This is a genomic window from Pseudomonas sp. zfem002, assembly GCF_032621685.1.
GTDB classification, from domain to species: Bacteria; Pseudomonadota; Gammaproteobacteria; order Pseudomonadales; family Pseudomonadaceae; genus Aquipseudomonas; species Aquipseudomonas japonica.
On record NZ_JAVYJH010000001.1, the window covers coordinates 572,060 to 586,389 of the forward strand.

Consider the following 14,330-nt stretch of genomic DNA (forward strand, 5'->3'; position numbering starts at 1 on the left):
TGCGCAGCTGCTCGCTGGTGCCCAGCACTTCGCCGATCAGCTTGCGCTGGCTGTCGAGGAAACGGTTGAAACCGCGGGCCAGGTCGCCCAGTTCGTCGCGACGGCTGTCGTCGAGACGGTGGCTGAGGTCGCCACCACCATCGCCGATGGCCACCAGCGCGGCGGTGACCTGGCGGATCGGCCGCACGATGCCCCGCGCCAGCAGCACCACCAGCAGCAGCGACAACAGCGCCACCGCCCCGCCGATCAGGCTGGTCAGCCATACGGTTTCATGCACCTCGGCATAGATCTGCGCCTCCGGCACTTCGGCCACCAGATGCCAGTTCAGGCCGCGCAGCGGCAGGCTGAGGGCGACGAAGGATTCGCCATCGCGCTCGAAGCGGCTGCTCTGCAAACCGTCATGCGGTGCCAGGGCGGCCTGCGCCGCGGCCTCGCCGATCTGCTCCGCCAGGTGCCGCTTGCCCCCGAATTCGTTCTGCGGATGGACCTGGATCAGGCCGTCGCCACGCACCAGCATGACCCGCCCGCGCTCGCCGAAGCTGAAGTTGTGGATCAGCTCGGACATTTCCGTCATGCGCAGGCCCAGGCCGGCAATGCCCACCAGCTTGCCGTCCTTCTCCACCCGATAGTCGATGAACAGCGCGAGCTCGCCGGTGCTGCCGTCGATATCGATGTTGAGCATGCGATTGTCGCCACTATCGATGAAACCGTAGAACCACTTATCCTTCGGATTGTCCCGACTTAGCGTGCGATCCAGGCCCTTCTCGTTGTAGTAGTGGTTGCTCACGGTGGACGCGAACAAGGCGGTGAACGCCTGGTTCTGCTCTTTCAGCGCGTGCAGGTAGTCGACGAAGGCCGGGGCCTGTTCGGGGTTTTCCCCGGCGGCCAGCCAGTCGCGCAGCAGGGTGTTGTGGGCGATGTCGGCGGCAGCGGTGAGGGGCCGGCCGAGCATGCGCTCGATGTCGTTACGAATCGCCTCAATGCTCGCCGGCAAGGCCGTGTCGACCAGGTAACGCTCGGTCAGGCGATTGACCGCCACGGTGTAGATGCCAACCACGATCAAAATGCTGACCAACAGGGCTGCGCCCATGCTTGCGATCAGTTGCCATTGAATACTGCGCCGCCAGAACTGCATGGGTCGTCCTCTGAGAAATAGAACCTGTACTGCAAGTGACAGGCCAATTGTATACATCAGAGGTATACGATTTTTCCAGACCTATCGGTCAGGATCGCTGACGGCAACGCCACCGCTGGCAGGCAGAGAAGGATGAAGTGGCAGTGGGAGCCGCGAAGGGTGGCTCCCACGACAGGGATCAGGCGTTGTCGATTGCCTGGGAGATAGCCTCGACCGTGGCGCTGACTTGCTCTTGATAACGGTCAAGGGTTTGCTGATGCGCCTGCTGCAGGGCGATCTGCTGGGAGCACAGGTTCAGCGCCGCGAGAACCAGCAATTTGTCCCCGATCAGCGACGGGTAGCTGCGCTTGGTGTCGGCCAGGGACGTCTTGAGCATCCGCACCGCTTCGGCCAGTACCCGCTCCTGCCCCGCCGGGGCCTTGATCGAGTAGTCGTTGCCCATGATCGAGACGACATTGATCGTCTGCGCGGACTCGTTCATGCGCTGACGGTACCGCTGGCACGTTCAATCAGGGCCTGGATGCGGGCGTTGGTGGCGCCGTACTTTTCTTCCTGCTCCATCAGGTTCAGTTGCAGGCTTTCGTTTTCATCCTTGGCCTGGGCCAGTTCGGCCTCCAGTTGTGCATTGCGCTCGGCCAGCTGCTGATTTTTCTGCAGCAGTTCGCCGACCAGTTGTTCCAGTTGACTCAGGGTGGTGTCCAGCATGATCGCCGTCTCCAAGGGGGGAAATTACGGGGGCGCACACGATAAAGAAAACGTGACCGAGCCGCCAGAAATATCGGGGCCAGAGCCCCGCGCTGGTGCACATTGACCTGATCTGGATCACCCGGTTCCTGCATTTGGTCGGTAAAGCGAGGAAAAGGCGATGTTTTTTGTAGGACAAACCCTCAAGTCCGATCGGTTAATACCGATAGTTTTAAAAGCAATCTCTCCCTCGGCGCATGGATCGCGTCCCTTGATTTGGATCCGACCATGTCCCTACGCAACATGAACATCGCCCCGCGTGCGCTGTTGGGGTTTGCCCTGATCGGCGCGCTGATGCTCGCCCTGGGTACCTTCGCCCTGACCCAGATGAGCAAGATTCGCCAGGCCGGCGAAGACATCGAACAGATCACCGTGCCGAGCATCAAGGCCCTCGACCAGATCAACCTGCTGACCCTGCGCCTGCGCACCCTGTCCTATCGCCTGATGATCAACCGCGAAGCGGACCTGCTGCAGAACACCGTCAGCCAGCTGGCCGAGCGCAACAACCAGATCGACGCCGCGCGCAAGGTCTACGAGCCGCTGATCGCCAGCGACGAAGAGCGCAACGTGTACAACCAGTACGTCCAGGCCCTCGGCCAGTACCGCCAGCTGGAAAGCCGCATGGTCCAGCACTCCCAGGCCAACGACCTGCCGGCGATCCGTGAGATGATCAACCGCGAACTGCTGCAGAACATGGAGCAGATCACCGCGAACCTGGACAAGCTGGTGCAGATCAACACCGACCAGACCCGCGACATCAACCAGGCCGCCACCGACCAGTACACCAGCGCCTTCACCCTGGTCATCGGACTGCTGATCGCCGCCACCGTACTGACCTTCCTCTGCGCCATCATCCTGACCCGCAGCATCGTCAAGCCGATCGAGGAAGTGCTGGGCGTGGCCGAGCAGATCGCCGCCGGCAACCTGACCCACAGCATCCGCCCGGAAGGCAAGGACGAAGCCGCGCGCCTGCAGCAGGCGATGGCGAAGATGCAGGAGCAACTGCGCGACACCCTGCAGCAGATCGCCGGTTCCGCCACCCAGCTGGCCTCGGCCGCGGAAGAGCTGAACAGCGTCACCGAAGAAAGCGCCCGCGGCCTGCAGCAGCAGAACAACGAGATCGAGCAGGCCGCCACGGCGGTCACCGAGATGACCAGCGCCGTCGAGGAAGTGGCACGCAACGCGGTCAGTACCTCCGAGGCGTCCGCCGAGGCGACCCGCTCGGCCACCGACGGTCGCGACCTGGTGATGGAGACCGTCAGCGCCATCGAACGCATGAGCACTGACGTGCAGAGCACCTCGGTGCTGGTGGGCAACCTGGCCGAGCAGTCCCGCGATATCGGCAAGGTGCTCGACGTGATCCGCGGCCTGGCCGACCAGACCAACCTGCTCGCCCTCAACGCCGCCATCGAGGCGGCCCGCGCCGGTGAAGCCGGACGCGGCTTCGCCGTGGTCGCCGACGAAGTGCGCGCGCTGGCGCACCGTACCCAGCAGTCCACCGCGGAAATCGAGCGCATGGTCAGCAGCATCCAGGGCGGCACCGAGCAGGCCGTGGGCTCGATGCGCAACAGCACCGAGCGTGCCGAGTCGACCCTGAGCATCGCCCGTGGTGCCGGCAGCGCCCTGGAAACCATCACCGGCGCGGTGGCGCAGATCAACGAGCGCAACCTGGTGATCGCCAGCGCCGCCGAAGAACAGGCCCAGGTGGCGCGGGAAGTGGACCGCAACCTGGTCAACATAAACGACCTGTCGGTGCAGTCGGCGACCGGCGCGCACCAGACCAGCGCGGCCAGTGCCGAGCTGTCGCGGCTGGCGGTGGGCTTGAACGGGCTGGTGGCGCGGTTCAGGGTCTGATTCCGAACGGACAGACACGCAAAAACCCCCGTAGGAGCTGGCTTGCCTGCGAAAGGACCGCACAGCGGCCCCAAAATCGAGTCGACAACGCAATTTTGGGACCGCTACGCGGTCCTTTCGCGGGCAAGCCCGCTCCTACAGGTTCATATCCTCGACAGCACAGGTAGGAAAATTTCAGATTCCATCGAAATTTCCCAACCCCACCTACACCACTGAACAACACCCAACGCCAAGCCTGAAAACCAATTCCTACAAAATCGGCCATTCCCGACAGAAACCACCCCGCGGACACCTGATCCACCGCTTTGCCCCCGCACGATTTGAATCAATTTCCCTCAGCCATCCTCCCCCCGCACTCCCTACCCTCTCGCCGTCCCAACCCTCCTCTGAACGTCGAGACCCCCATGAACAAGGCCGCCGCCAGCAGCACCGTCGAATCTTCCCACACGACGCTCGACCAACCCCGTCAGACCGCTGCGTTCTGGTTCACCAGCAACTTCCTCCCGGGGCCCCTGCTGATCGGTTTTCTCGGTCCGCTGCAGGGCCTCACCCTGTGGCAGTCGCTGCTGGCGATCATTCCCGTGGTCCTGCTGGCGAGCCTCGCGCCCGCGCGGTTTCGCGACAGGTCCATCAGCCGCCTGCTGCTGCCCATCGGCCTGGTACTGCACATGATTCATCTGGAAATCCTCACGCGCATGGCCCAGCACCTGCTGCCCGGCATGCCCGTCAACTGGGCCGTGCTGGCGCTGGTCGGCGCGGCGCTGCTGGCCTTTCTCGGGCCACCCCTGCTGTACCGCTGGCAGGCGCTGCTGGCCCTGCCGTCGATCCTGGTGTTCGCCCTGCTGACCCTGGGCGCGGTGGTGCAACTGGAGGTGGACAGCGCACCGCGCCATCTGGACTTTTCCTGGCCGGCCTTCGGCTTGCTGGCCTTGCTGGCGGGGTTGTGGCAGCTCGCCCTGACACCGCTCGCCAACACCGGAACCCCCAGCTACGCCGGCATGACCGTGCCGGCGCTGTGGATGATGTCGCTGGGGGCGCTGATGGCCTCGGCGATACCGGCCGTGGATACCGTGACGGGCCTGAAAATGCTCGGGGAGTGGTTCATCCCCGGGCTGGGGACGACGGCCTTGCTGCTGCTCGCGCTGAGCATGATCGGCAGCATGGGCCTGTACGGCCACGCACAGTTCTTCGCCTTCTCCGACACGCCCCTGAAAGCCAAAGGCCGCTTGCTTCTGCTCGCGGCCTTCATGGTGCTGGTGGTGATGTGGAACCCGTTGCACTTCACCCTGTACTGAAGCTCAGTACTCGATGCGCACATCTCCCTTCGGCACGCTGCAGCAGGAGAGGATGTAGCCTTCGGCCACGTCTTCGTCGGTGATCCCGCCGTTGTGCTCCATCTCCACCTCGCCACCCAGCTTGAGCACCTTGCAGGTGCCGCAGATACCCATGCCGCAGGCCTTGGGAATCATCAGGCCAACCTTCGCCGCGGCGGCATGCACGGTCTCGCCGGGGGCAATGCGGCTGCTCTTGCCGGTGGCGGTGAACTCCACCAGGTGCAGGTCGCCGACGCTGATTTCCTCGGCCGCTTCCGCCGCCTGCTCGGCATGCTCCACCGCGTCGGCCTTGGCCTCCGGCGGCGTGGCGCCGAACGATTCCTCGTGGTAGCGGCGCATGTCGTAGCCGGCGCCTTCCAGCAGGCGCTTGACCGCGGTCATGTAGGGCGTCGGGCCGCAGCAGAAGATCTCGCGCTCCATGAAGTCGGGGGCGATCAGCTCCATCAGCTTGTGGTTCAGGTAGCCGCGATAACCGGCCCACGGCTCGCCCAGGCCATGCTTCTCGCAGATGATGTGCAGGCTGAAGTTCTCGATCCGCGAGGCCATGTGCTCCAGCTCGCGGTGATAGATGATGTCCTTCGGCGAGCGCGCGCTGTGCACGAAGACCATGTCGACATTGCCGTTGGTGTCGTAGAACCAGCGGGCCATGGACATCACCGGGGTGATGCCGACACCGCCGCTGAGGTAGAGCACTTTCGGGCTGGGGAAGTCGATGGCGTTGAACAGCCCGACCGGCCCGTGCACCGCCAGCTCCTGGCCTTCGTGCAGGGTGTCGTGCAGGTAGTTGGAGACCTTGCCACCGGGCACGCGCTTGATGGTCACCGAGAAGCTGTAGGGCACCGACGGCGAGCTGGAGATGGTGTACGAGCGCATCACCGGCTGGCCTTCGATCTCCAGCTCCAGGGTGACGAACTGCCCGGGCTTGAAGAAGAACATGATCGGCTGGTCGGCCATGAAGCAGAAGGTGCGCACGTCCCAGGTTTCCTGGATGACTTTCACGCAGCGGACGATGTGGCGACCGTTGGCCCAGGTCTGGGTGGTCACCGGATTCAGAAAGGGATTGGACATTGTTCTTCGTCTCCACGGCCGACTGCGGCTTGATGGTCACGATAATGCGCAAGGAACGGGCGCTTCACTTACCCATTCACGACATCGGCGTGCTTATCGCGACCAGCCCCTGCCGGCAAGGGCTGGCGCGTCGGAAACGGATTCGATCATGTCGCCCATGGATATGGTTCGCGTCGCCGGCAATCGCACACTCCGTCGCAAATGATCCGTGCACAAATGCCTTGCGTCGCATAACAACGATTAGCCACTTTCGCCGGCCGCCGAGGCCATGAGGACTTACACGATGGACGTCACCACCCTGAGCCTGGACGATCCGCTGGAACCAGCACGCAAGGCCACCGCCGAGATGCTGCAGAACCGCGAGCGCACCTATTCGCTGCCACAGCCGTTCTACACCGACGAGCGCCTGTTCCAGATCGACATGCAGGAGATCTTCCACAAGGAATGGCTGATCGCCGGCATGACTTGCGAGATCCCGGCCAAGGGCAACTTCCTCACCCTGGAGATCGGCAAGAACCCGATCATGGTGGTGCGCGGTGCCGAGGGCCAGGTGCATGCCTTCCACAACGTCTGCCGCCACCGCGGCTCGCGGCTGTGCACCAGCGACAAAGGCAAGGTGGCCAAGCTGGTCTGCCCGTACCACCAGTGGACCTACGAACTGGACGGCCGCCTGCTGTTCGCCGGCACCGAGATGGGCGCCGACTTCGACATGAAGCAGTACGGCCTGAAACCGGTGCATGTGAAGGTCGCCGGCGGCTACATCTTCATCAGCCTGGCGGAGAACCCGCCGGCCATCGACGAGTTCCTCGCCACCCTGGCGCACTACATGGAACCGTACGACATGGAGAACGCCAAGGTCGCGGTGCAGACCACCCTGATGGAAAAGGCCAACTGGAAGCTGGTCCTGGAAAACAACCGCGAGTGCTACCACTGCAACGGTTCGCACCCGGAACTGCTCAACACCCTGCTGGAGTGGGACGACACCAACGACCCGCGTGCCACCCAGTCGTTCAAGGACCACGTCGCCGCGTCCGCCGCCGCCTGGGAAGCCGAGAAGATCCCGTACCTGCACAAGAGCCACGGCCTGCGCAACCGCATCGTGCGCATGCCGCTGCTCAAGGGCACCGTGTCGATGACCATGGACGGCAAGCAGGCCTGCTCCAAGCTGATGGGGCGCATCCAGAACCCCGACCTCGGTTCGATGCGCATCCTGCACCTGCCGCACTCGTGGAACCACTGCATGGGCGATCACATGATCGTCTTCACCGTGTGGCCGATCAGCGCCCAGGAAACCAAGGTCACCACCAAGTGGCTGGTGCGCAAGGATGCCGTCGAGGGCGTCGACTACGACCCGCAGCGCATGCGCGAGGTATGGGACGCGACCAACGACCAGGACCGTCGCCTGGCCGAGGAAAACCAGCGCGGCATCAACTCCACCGCCTACCAGCCCGGGCCTTACTCGAAGACCTATGAGTTCGGTGTGGTCAACTTCATCGACTGGTACAGCCAGCGCGTGCTGAACAACCTCGGGGCCGAGCCGGCGCCGTACCTGAAGGATGTGTCGGTGCAGTAAGGCCGGCACGGTCTGTCCACGCAACGCGGCCTGGTGCCGCGTTTCGTGCTTCTGGGGGCATGCGGTTCATAGAGGGGTGACCCGCTCCCGCCGCCCCTGCCCCTGTCGCCGCCACTGGGCTATCTTGCGGGCAGCTCCCCGTTGCCCGGTTAGCGGCAACGGTGTTTGACGTCTCTGCTGCAGTTCAATCCAGCCTGACTCGGGCGTCTCCCAGAGACTCGTGCCCGAAGGCGAACGCGGGGGGCTGGCTGGGGCGGACGCAGGGCTGTCGGTCAGCCTCGCATCCTTGATGGCTTTCCTGCCATGGATGAAGGTGGCGAACTTCTCCTGCCTCATGGACGTGAAATTCTTCGTCGGCGTGACCAGCACCGCGCTCTTGAGCATCACCACACCGACAGCGATCCCTAGCGCCGAATACAACTGGTCTACTCCGGATCTGCTATCGCCCGCGGCATTCGCACCGATGGCGGCCACTGAACCGGCCATGCCGGCTATCGTGCCAACGCGATCGAGGCCACCGAGCGGGGTGGCGAGCTGTGGGTTCCTGTCCCGGTAGCGGGCCCAGAAGGTCCCCGTTTTGGCTCGCTGCAGCAGGTGGGGGGTGGCCAGCAAGGCCCCCCCCATCGCCAGCAACAGCCCATGCAGGACGAAGCTCAGGATCTGCGTGCCCTCCACTTCGCGTCCGCTGGGATCGGTGAAGTTCACCGGGTCGCCCTGGCAGTAGGCGTAGGGGTTCAGCCCGCCCGCGCCGAACGGGCTCAGCGCGTCAGGGCTGTGGAAACGCCGCAGCACCGGGTTGTAGATGCGGTGGCCATGGCCGAGGTGATACCAGCCTGACGGCTGCTCGCGCAGTTGCCCGTTGAAACCCAGGTGACCTTGCGCCGCGCGCTCGCCCTGCCGCGAGCCATAGGGCGAATGGCGCAGGGGATTGAACTCGGCAGCGAGGGTTTCGAACACGGGGGTCTGGCTGGCATCGGTCGCCAGCAGCAAAGGGTTGTGTTGGCTCGGTGTGGCGCTGGGCACGGCATGTCTTCCTGTTGGGAGTTGCGCGGTTCATGTGTTCTGCGCCGCATGGTGATCACGAATCAACTTGAGCTTCTGGAGCACCTGGTGACTCCTGCCTTTCACGTCCGCCCCCCCGGCCCCCGGGAGTGTCGGCAGGCTGACGGTCGAGATGTCCGAAAGCCGCTTCTGCTGAAACAACCGGCTTACGGACAGGGGGGATGGCTGCAGCACCAATCCCGGTGCGGCGCCTGCTACGGGTTGCAGCGCTGCCGGTGGCCAGGGCTGGTCCGGCGTCGGCGGCGGCGTTTCGGTGGCAGTTGGCTTGTTCGCCATCGGATGCCGCTTCTTGTACTCGCCCCGCGCATTGATGGCGAAACGACCGTGCCCCACCAATCCAGCGATCATCGTCCCCATGTAGATCAGATTCTGCGCGCCATCGGCGCCGCCCAGGGCCGCACCACCGCCCACCAGGCTGAGGCCAGAGCCGAGGATGCTGGCGCCATTGGCCAGTTGCAGCGGTCCCTTCATCTTGGTGAAGAACATGCCGAACACGGAACCCATCATCAGGCCGCTGTGCAGGAACATTGTCAGCAGCGGACCGACCTGCTCCCCGTCGATGAAACGCCCGCTCGAGTCGGTATGGTTGACCGGATCACCGCCACAGTAGGCGTAGGCATTCAGGCCGCCACGGTCGAACGGGCTGTGGCGGTCGGGACTGTGGAAACGCATCAGGGCCGGGTTGTAGAGCCGATGCCCGTTGCCCAACTGGTAACGGTCCCACGGCTCCCGCAACTGCCCGGTGAACCCCAGGTGCGACAGCGCCGGGTGGGTCTCGGGCCGGTTGCCGTAGGGGCTGTGGACCCGTGCACGGCTGTCCGCGCCATCCACTTCGTGCAACGGCGTGTGTTGCCGGTCGGTCACCAGCAACAGGGTGCGGGTATCGGTAGGCGCCTGCATCATGGGCTTCTCGCGGGGGTCGACAGTCCCTCTGCGTCTACCTTAGAACCCGGCAACGTCCACGGCTACTGGCAGTTCTGACAGGTAGAAAACCTGTACGAAATTTGACCAACCGCCCAGAGCCCCCGTATTTGCTGGGGCGTCCGCACTGACGAACACTTTATCCACAGGTCGGCCCACAGCAACTGTGGGAAAACGGGGTGAAATCCGCTTCCCTTGTACAGTCTGCATCTGATCATTTTTTGATCGAATCTCTGCAAGCCTTTGAATTCAAGGCTCCTGGTCGTCGGCGAACACCTTATCCACAAAGCCGCCAACAGACTTTGTGTGCAACCGCAAACGCCCTTTCCGGCCCTGTTGATAACAGCGCTATGACCTTGTTTCAGAGGGCTTTCAGGGCAGCTGGAAGCCCCAGGAAGAACGATTGATCGTTTTTTGAACAAAAACGACAAGCTATTGTTTTAAAAGGATTTAAAGGCTGACAAAACAGTTTATCCACAAAGCCGCCAACAAGGATTGTGGGCAACTGCTTCATTCGAAACGGTTATTCAGCAGGGAATAGCCTGAAAGTGACCTGTACGAAATTTGACCAAATGCACGAAAGCCTTGCAGGGCAAGGCTTCCGGAAGGCAGCGAACATTTTATCCACAGAATCGCCAACAGACTTTGTGCACAAGCCTCAGCGCAGCACGCCTTCTTCCATCAACAGCTTGAGAATGGCTTCGGCCCCGGCCTGCGGACTGACGTCCTTGAGCACTTGTCCACCGCCGCCACTGGCCTTGGCCGTGGCGGCTTTCATGCGGTCGGCACCGCTCTTCGCCTTAATCACCTTGAGCCGCTTGGGCCGCGGCTTGGCGGGCAGCAGCTCGGCACTGGCGAACAGCTCGTCGTCGACGATCTCCACCTCGCGGGCCGCCAGCACACCGCGGCGCGCCGGACCGAAGGCGCTCTGCCGTGGCTTCGGCGCGGCGTTATCCACAGAGGCGAGAAACGGCAGGCGTACCTTCAGCCGCCGCCGCTGGCCACGGGGCAGCGCCTGCAGCACCTGGGCGGTGCCGTTGTCGATGGATTCCACCTCGGCCAGGCCCACCACCAGCGGCCAGCCCAGGCGCTCGGCCAGCAGGTACGGGAGCATGCCCGAGCCTTCGCCGGTTTCCGCCTGGCTGCCGGTGAGCACCAGTTGCGCACCGGCCTCGCGCAGGTAATCGCCGAGCACGCCGAGCACATCGGCGCCGGCCGGCTGCTCCAGTACATCGAGCTGGGCCAGGCCCATGCCCAGGTAGGCGCGCAGGGCTTCCTCGCGGGGATCGCCGGCGTGCAATACCTGCAGCGCGTCGCCGGCCAGCTGCAGGCCCAGCTCCACGGCGCGGGCGTCCTGTTCGGCCCGGCGGCTGCGCCCCGAGGTGGGGTGGGCGCCGACCGAAACCAGGCTGATGACCTTCGTGTTCATGCTTGTCCCCTGCCCTTATGCCGCATCGCGTCTGGCGGCGTTGCGGAAGTTGTCCACAGCCTCGATCAGCGCCTGCAGGATCGCCGCGCTGTCACCGATCACCGAGAGATCGGCGCGTTTGATCATGTCGCAACCGGGGTCCATGTTGATCGCCACCACCTTGTCGCAGGCACCGATGCCCTGCAGGTGCTGGATCGCCCCGGAAATGCCCACCGCCACGTAGACCCGCGCGGTGACCCAGGTACCGGTGGCACCGACCTGGCGGTTGCGCGGCATGAAGCCGTCGTCCACCGCCACCCGCGAAGCGCCTTCGGTGGCGCCGAGGGCCGCCGTGGCACGGTGGAACAGCTCCCAGTCCTTGACGCCGTTGCCACCGGAGACGATGAACTCGGATTCGGCCATGGCAATGGCGGCCGGGTCCACGGCCACCGGGCCAAGGTCCTCGATGCGCGACAGGCTGCGCGCCACGCCTGTGGACAACTCCACCGGCAGCGCTTCGTGACGGGTTTCGCTGACCGGGTCGGCGCACTCGGCGGCGGCCAGGATCAGGCGCGGCAGGTTGCGCACCAGGTCCTGCTGGCCAGCACCGGCGCGGCCGCTGCTGAGGCCGTCCTTGACCTGCCAGACCCGCGTCGCCGGGCGCTCGCCGAGGGTCGCGGCGAAGCGCCGGCCCAGCTCGCCGCCACCGGTGCGGCTGTCCGGCAGCAGCCAGTGCCGTGGGGAAAACTGGTTATCCACAGCGCGCAGGCCCTGGACACGCTGCTCCGGTGCATAACCCTGGAACTGCTCGCCGTCGATCACCAGCAGGCGGTCGACACCATTCCCGGCGAAGTTGCTCTCCTTGTGCTCGCCGAACACCACGACCAGTACCGCGCCGTCGCTGCCGGCGAGGCTGTGGGCCAGGCCGAGCAGGTCGCGGTCGTGGCTGCTCAGGCGACCGCCGACCATGTCCGGGACCACGGCGATGTAGAACGCCGGCGCCGGCACCTGGTGCAGCGGTAGCTGCACCTCGGCCGCCGCGCTGCGCTTGCCGCTGCTGCCGCCCTGCTGGGCGCCGCTGCGGTCGATGCGCTTGATCCCGTTGGGGCCGATGAAGCCCACGGCGTGGGGGTTCTTGCGGATCACCCCGTTGGGGCCCATCCAGCTGTCCTGCTGTACCTGCATGGCCACGTGCAGCGGGTGCAGGCGGTTGCGCGCGATCCATTCGGCACGCGGGTCGCGGCGAATAATGTCACTCATCAGTGCACCTCCGCGGGTTCACGTTTGCTCGGGGCCGGCTTGCTCGCCGCCGGGGTTTCCAGCAGGGCGTCGGCGACCAGTTCGGCCAGGTCCTTGATCAGCGGACGCGGTTCGACCACACCTTCGAGCATCGCCGTGCACTGTGGACAACCCACCGCCACCAGCTCGGCGCCGGTCTCGCGGATGTCCTCCATGCGCATGTCGGGGATGCGCTGCTTGCCCGGGATGTCGGTGATCGGCGCACCGCCGCCACCGCCGCAGCAGCGCGAGCGGAAGCCGGAACGCTGCATCTCCTTGACCTCGATACCGAGGGCGCGCAGCACCTGGCGCGGCGCCTCGTATTCGCCGTTGTAGCGACCCAGGTAGCATGGGTCGTGATAGGTCACGCTGCCGCCCTTGTGCGCGTCGAGGTTCAGCTTGCCAGCGTCGAGCAGCTCGGCGATCCAGGTGCTGTGGTGCTGCACCAGGTATTCGCCGCCGAAGGCGCCGTACTCGTTCTTCAGCACATGGAAGCTGTGCGGGTCGCAGGTGACGATGCGCTGGAAGCGGTACTTGCCGAGGGTCTGGATATTGCGTTTGGCCAGGGTCTGGAAGGTCGCTTCATCACCCAGGCGCCGGGCCACGTCGCCGCTGTCGCGTTCCTCCAGGCCAAGCACGGCGAAGTCGACGCCAGAGGCTTTCAGCACCTTGACGAACGCGCGCAGGGTGCGCTGGTTGCGCATGTCGAAGGCACCGTCGCCGACCCAGAACAGCACTTCGGTGCTCTTCACGTCCGACAGCACTTTCAGGTTGAGGTCGGCGGCCCAGTTCATCCGTCCGCCGGGGTTGAAGCCGCCGGGGTTGTCGGTGGCGATCAAGTTATCGAGGACTTCCGCGCCCTTGTTCGGCGTGGCGCCCTTCTCCAGGGTCAGGTGGCGGCGCATGTCGACGATGGCATCGACGTGCTCGATCATCATCGGGCACTCCTCGACGCAGGCGCGGCAGGTGGTGCACGACCACAGGGTCTCGGCATCGACCAGGCCATTGACGATCGGCTGGTGCGGATGGCCGCCGTGCTCGCCGATCGGCTTGCCAGGGTAGGGGCTGCCGGCGAACTGCGCGTCGGTGCCACCGGCCAGGCCAATGACCATGTCCTGGATGAGTTTTTTCGGGTTCAGCGGCTGGCCGGCGGCAAAGGCCGGGCACATGGCTTCGCATTTACCGCACTGCACGCAGGCGTCGAAGCCGAGCAGCTGGTTCCAGGTGAAATCCTTGGGTTTTTCCACGCCCAGCGGCGCCGAACGGTCTTCCAGGTCGAGTGGCTTGAGGCCGGTGGAACGACCGCCGCCGAAGCGTTCGGCACGGCGGTGCCAGGCCAGGTGCAGGGCACCGGCGAAGGCGTGCTTCATCGGCCCGCCCCAGGTCATGCCGAGGAACAGCTCGGACACGCCCCAGACCACGCCCAGGCCCAGCAGGGCGACGAGGAACCAGCCGCCGAAGCCCTCGGGGAGGATGCCGGCCACCGGCAGGGTGGCGATGAAGAAGGTCGCGGAGAACACCAGCAGGCTCTTCGGCAGGCGCATCCACGGGCCTTTGGACAGGCGCGACGGCGGGTTCAGGCGCCGCTTGAAGACGAACAGCGCACCGCAGAACATCAGCACGGTGGCGGCCAGCAGGGCGTAGCCGAGGATCTGGCTGCGCAGGCCGAAACCGTGCACGACGATCGCCAGCACGGCGGAGAGGACGAAGCCACCGGCGGTGGCCACGTGGGTTTTCGACATGTACTTGTCGCGTTCCACCACGTGGTGGAGGTCGACCAGGTAGCGCCGCGGCATGGCCAGCAGGCCGCCCAGCAGATTGACCGGCGACGGCCGACCCTGGCGCCACATGCGCACGCGCCGCACGGCGCCGAGCACGGCCAGGCCGAGGGCGGCGAACAGCAGGATGGGGAGGATAAGGTTCAGCATGGGAAGCTCCCACTCGGGTATTCAG

The 14,330-nt window shown here is 64.9% G+C and carries 11 protein-coding genes and 1 pseudogene; 3 read left to right on the forward strand and 9 right to left on the reverse strand.

Annotation, left to right across the window (positions count from 1 at the left end):
- Positions 1-61: 61 nt before the first annotated feature.
- The 3 genes and pseudogenes from RTI28_RS30220 to RTI28_RS02570 form a co-directional block, all read right to left on the reverse strand.
- Positions 62-1,192 (reverse strand): annotated as a pseudogene (locus RTI28_RS30220) (cache domain-containing protein); the annotation flags it as partial.
- A gap of 121 nt (positions 1,193-1,313) precedes the next feature.
- Positions 1,314-1,616, reverse strand: a complete 303-nt coding sequence (locus tag RTI28_RS02565; RefSeq protein ID WP_316918971.1) for a cell division protein ZapA — start codon at positions 1,614-1,616, stop codon at positions 1,314-1,316.
- On the reverse strand, positions 1,613-1,840 hold the full coding sequence (locus RTI28_RS02570; protein ID WP_316918972.1) for a hypothetical protein: 228 nt from the start codon (positions 1,838-1,840) through the stop codon (positions 1,613-1,615). Before RTI28_RS02570 ends, RTI28_RS02565 begins: the two co-directional genes overlap by 4 nt.
- 267 nt (positions 1,841-2,107) lie before the next feature.
- Here RTI28_RS02570 and RTI28_RS02575 point away from each other — a divergent pair, with 267 nt between their 5' ends.
- Both RTI28_RS02575 and RTI28_RS02580 read left to right on the forward strand, forming a co-directional pair.
- Positions 2,108-3,733, forward strand: coding sequence for a methyl-accepting chemotaxis protein (locus tag RTI28_RS02575; RefSeq protein WP_316918973.1), 1,626 nt, complete (start codon positions 2,108-2,110; stop codon positions 3,731-3,733).
- A 404-nt stretch (positions 3,734-4,137) separates the two neighbouring features.
- Positions 4,138-5,028, forward strand: coding sequence for a hypothetical protein (locus tag RTI28_RS02580; RefSeq protein WP_316918974.1), 891 nt, complete (start codon positions 4,138-4,140; stop codon positions 5,026-5,028).
- Positions 5,029-5,031: 3 nt separating this feature from the next.
- Here the strand turns inward: RTI28_RS02580 and gbcB are convergent, their stop codons facing one another.
- On the reverse strand, positions 5,032-6,135 hold the full coding sequence (gene gbcB / locus RTI28_RS02585; RefSeq protein ID WP_316918975.1) for a glycine-betaine demethylase subunit GbcB: 1,104 nt from the start codon (positions 6,133-6,135) through the stop codon (positions 5,032-5,034).
- Positions 6,136-6,418: 283 nt separating this feature from the next.
- On the opposite strand from gbcB, the gene gbcA reads away from it, so the two are divergent.
- Positions 6,419-7,708, forward strand: a complete 1,290-nt coding sequence (gene gbcA, locus RTI28_RS02590) for a glycine-betaine demethylase subunit GbcA (protein ID WP_316918976.1) — start codon at positions 6,419-6,421, stop codon at positions 7,706-7,708.
- 66 nt (positions 7,709-7,774) lie between these two features.
- Here the strand turns inward: gbcA and RTI28_RS02595 are convergent, their stop codons facing one another.
- The 5 genes from RTI28_RS02595 to dgcB form a co-directional block, all read right to left on the reverse strand.
- Positions 7,775-8,731 (reverse strand): RHS repeat-associated core domain-containing protein, encoded by a 957-nt coding sequence (locus tag RTI28_RS02595; protein ID WP_316918977.1) that lies wholly within the window; start codon positions 8,729-8,731, stop codon positions 7,775-7,777.
- 30 nt (positions 8,732-8,761) lie between these two features.
- The gene (locus RTI28_RS02600; RefSeq protein WP_316918978.1) at positions 8,762-9,673 is read right to left on the reverse strand and encodes an RHS repeat-associated core domain-containing protein; all 912 of its coding nucleotides are present in this window, start codon (positions 9,671-9,673) and stop codon (positions 8,762-8,764) included.
- A 676-nt stretch (positions 9,674-10,349) separates the two neighbouring features.
- A complete protein-coding gene (locus RTI28_RS02605) occupies positions 10,350-11,120 on the reverse strand; it encodes an electron transfer flavoprotein subunit beta (protein WP_316918979.1) in 771 nt (256 codons plus the stop codon).
- Positions 11,121-11,135: 15 nt separating this feature from the next.
- Entirely contained in the window at positions 11,136-12,359 is a 1,224-nt protein-coding gene (locus RTI28_RS02610; RefSeq protein ID WP_316918980.1) for an electron transfer flavoprotein subunit alpha/FixB family protein, read from the reverse strand.
- Positions 12,359-14,305, reverse strand: a complete 1,947-nt coding sequence (gene dgcB, locus RTI28_RS02615) for a dimethylglycine demethylation protein DgcB (RefSeq protein ID WP_316918981.1) — start codon at positions 14,303-14,305, stop codon at positions 12,359-12,361. Before dgcB ends, RTI28_RS02610 begins: the two co-directional genes overlap by 1 nt.
- Between the last annotated feature and the right edge of the window lie 25 nt (positions 14,306-14,330).

What these genes read in the sequence shown, in the direction of transcription:
- dgcB (WP_316918981.1), bottom strand. Translation starts at nt 14,305, where the DNA reads ATGCTGAACCTTATCCTCCCCATCCTGCTGTTCGCCGCCCTCGGCCTG.
- RTI28_RS02570 (WP_316918972.1), bottom strand. Translation starts at nt 1,840, where the DNA reads ATGCTGGACACCACCCTGAGTCAACTGGAACAACTGGTCGGCGAACTG.
- gbcB (WP_316918975.1), bottom strand. Translation starts at nt 6,135, where the DNA reads ATGTCCAATCCCTTTCTGAATCCGGTGACCACCCAGACCTGGGCCAAC.
- RTI28_RS02605 (WP_316918979.1), bottom strand. Translation starts at nt 11,120, where the DNA reads ATGAACACGAAGGTCATCAGCCTGGTTTCGGTCGGCGCCCACCCCACC.
- RTI28_RS02610 (WP_316918980.1), bottom strand. Translation starts at nt 12,359, where the DNA reads ATGAGTGACATTATTCGCCGCGACCCGCGTGCCGAATGGATCGCGCGC.
- RTI28_RS02575 (WP_316918973.1), top strand. Translation starts at nt 2,108, where the DNA reads ATGTCCCTACGCAACATGAACATCGCCCCGCGTGCGCTGTTGGGGTTT.
- RTI28_RS02580 (WP_316918974.1), top strand. Translation starts at nt 4,138, where the DNA reads ATGAACAAGGCCGCCGCCAGCAGCACCGTCGAATCTTCCCACACGACG.
- gbcA (WP_316918976.1), top strand. Translation starts at nt 6,419, where the DNA reads ATGGACGTCACCACCCTGAGCCTGGACGATCCGCTGGAACCAGCACGC.
- RTI28_RS02600 (WP_316918978.1), bottom strand. Translation starts at nt 9,673, where the DNA reads ATGATGCAGGCGCCTACCGATACCCGCACCCTGTTGCTGGTGACCGAC.
- RTI28_RS02565 (WP_316918971.1), bottom strand. Translation starts at nt 1,616, where the DNA reads ATGAACGAGTCCGCGCAGACGATCAATGTCGTCTCGATCATGGGCAAC.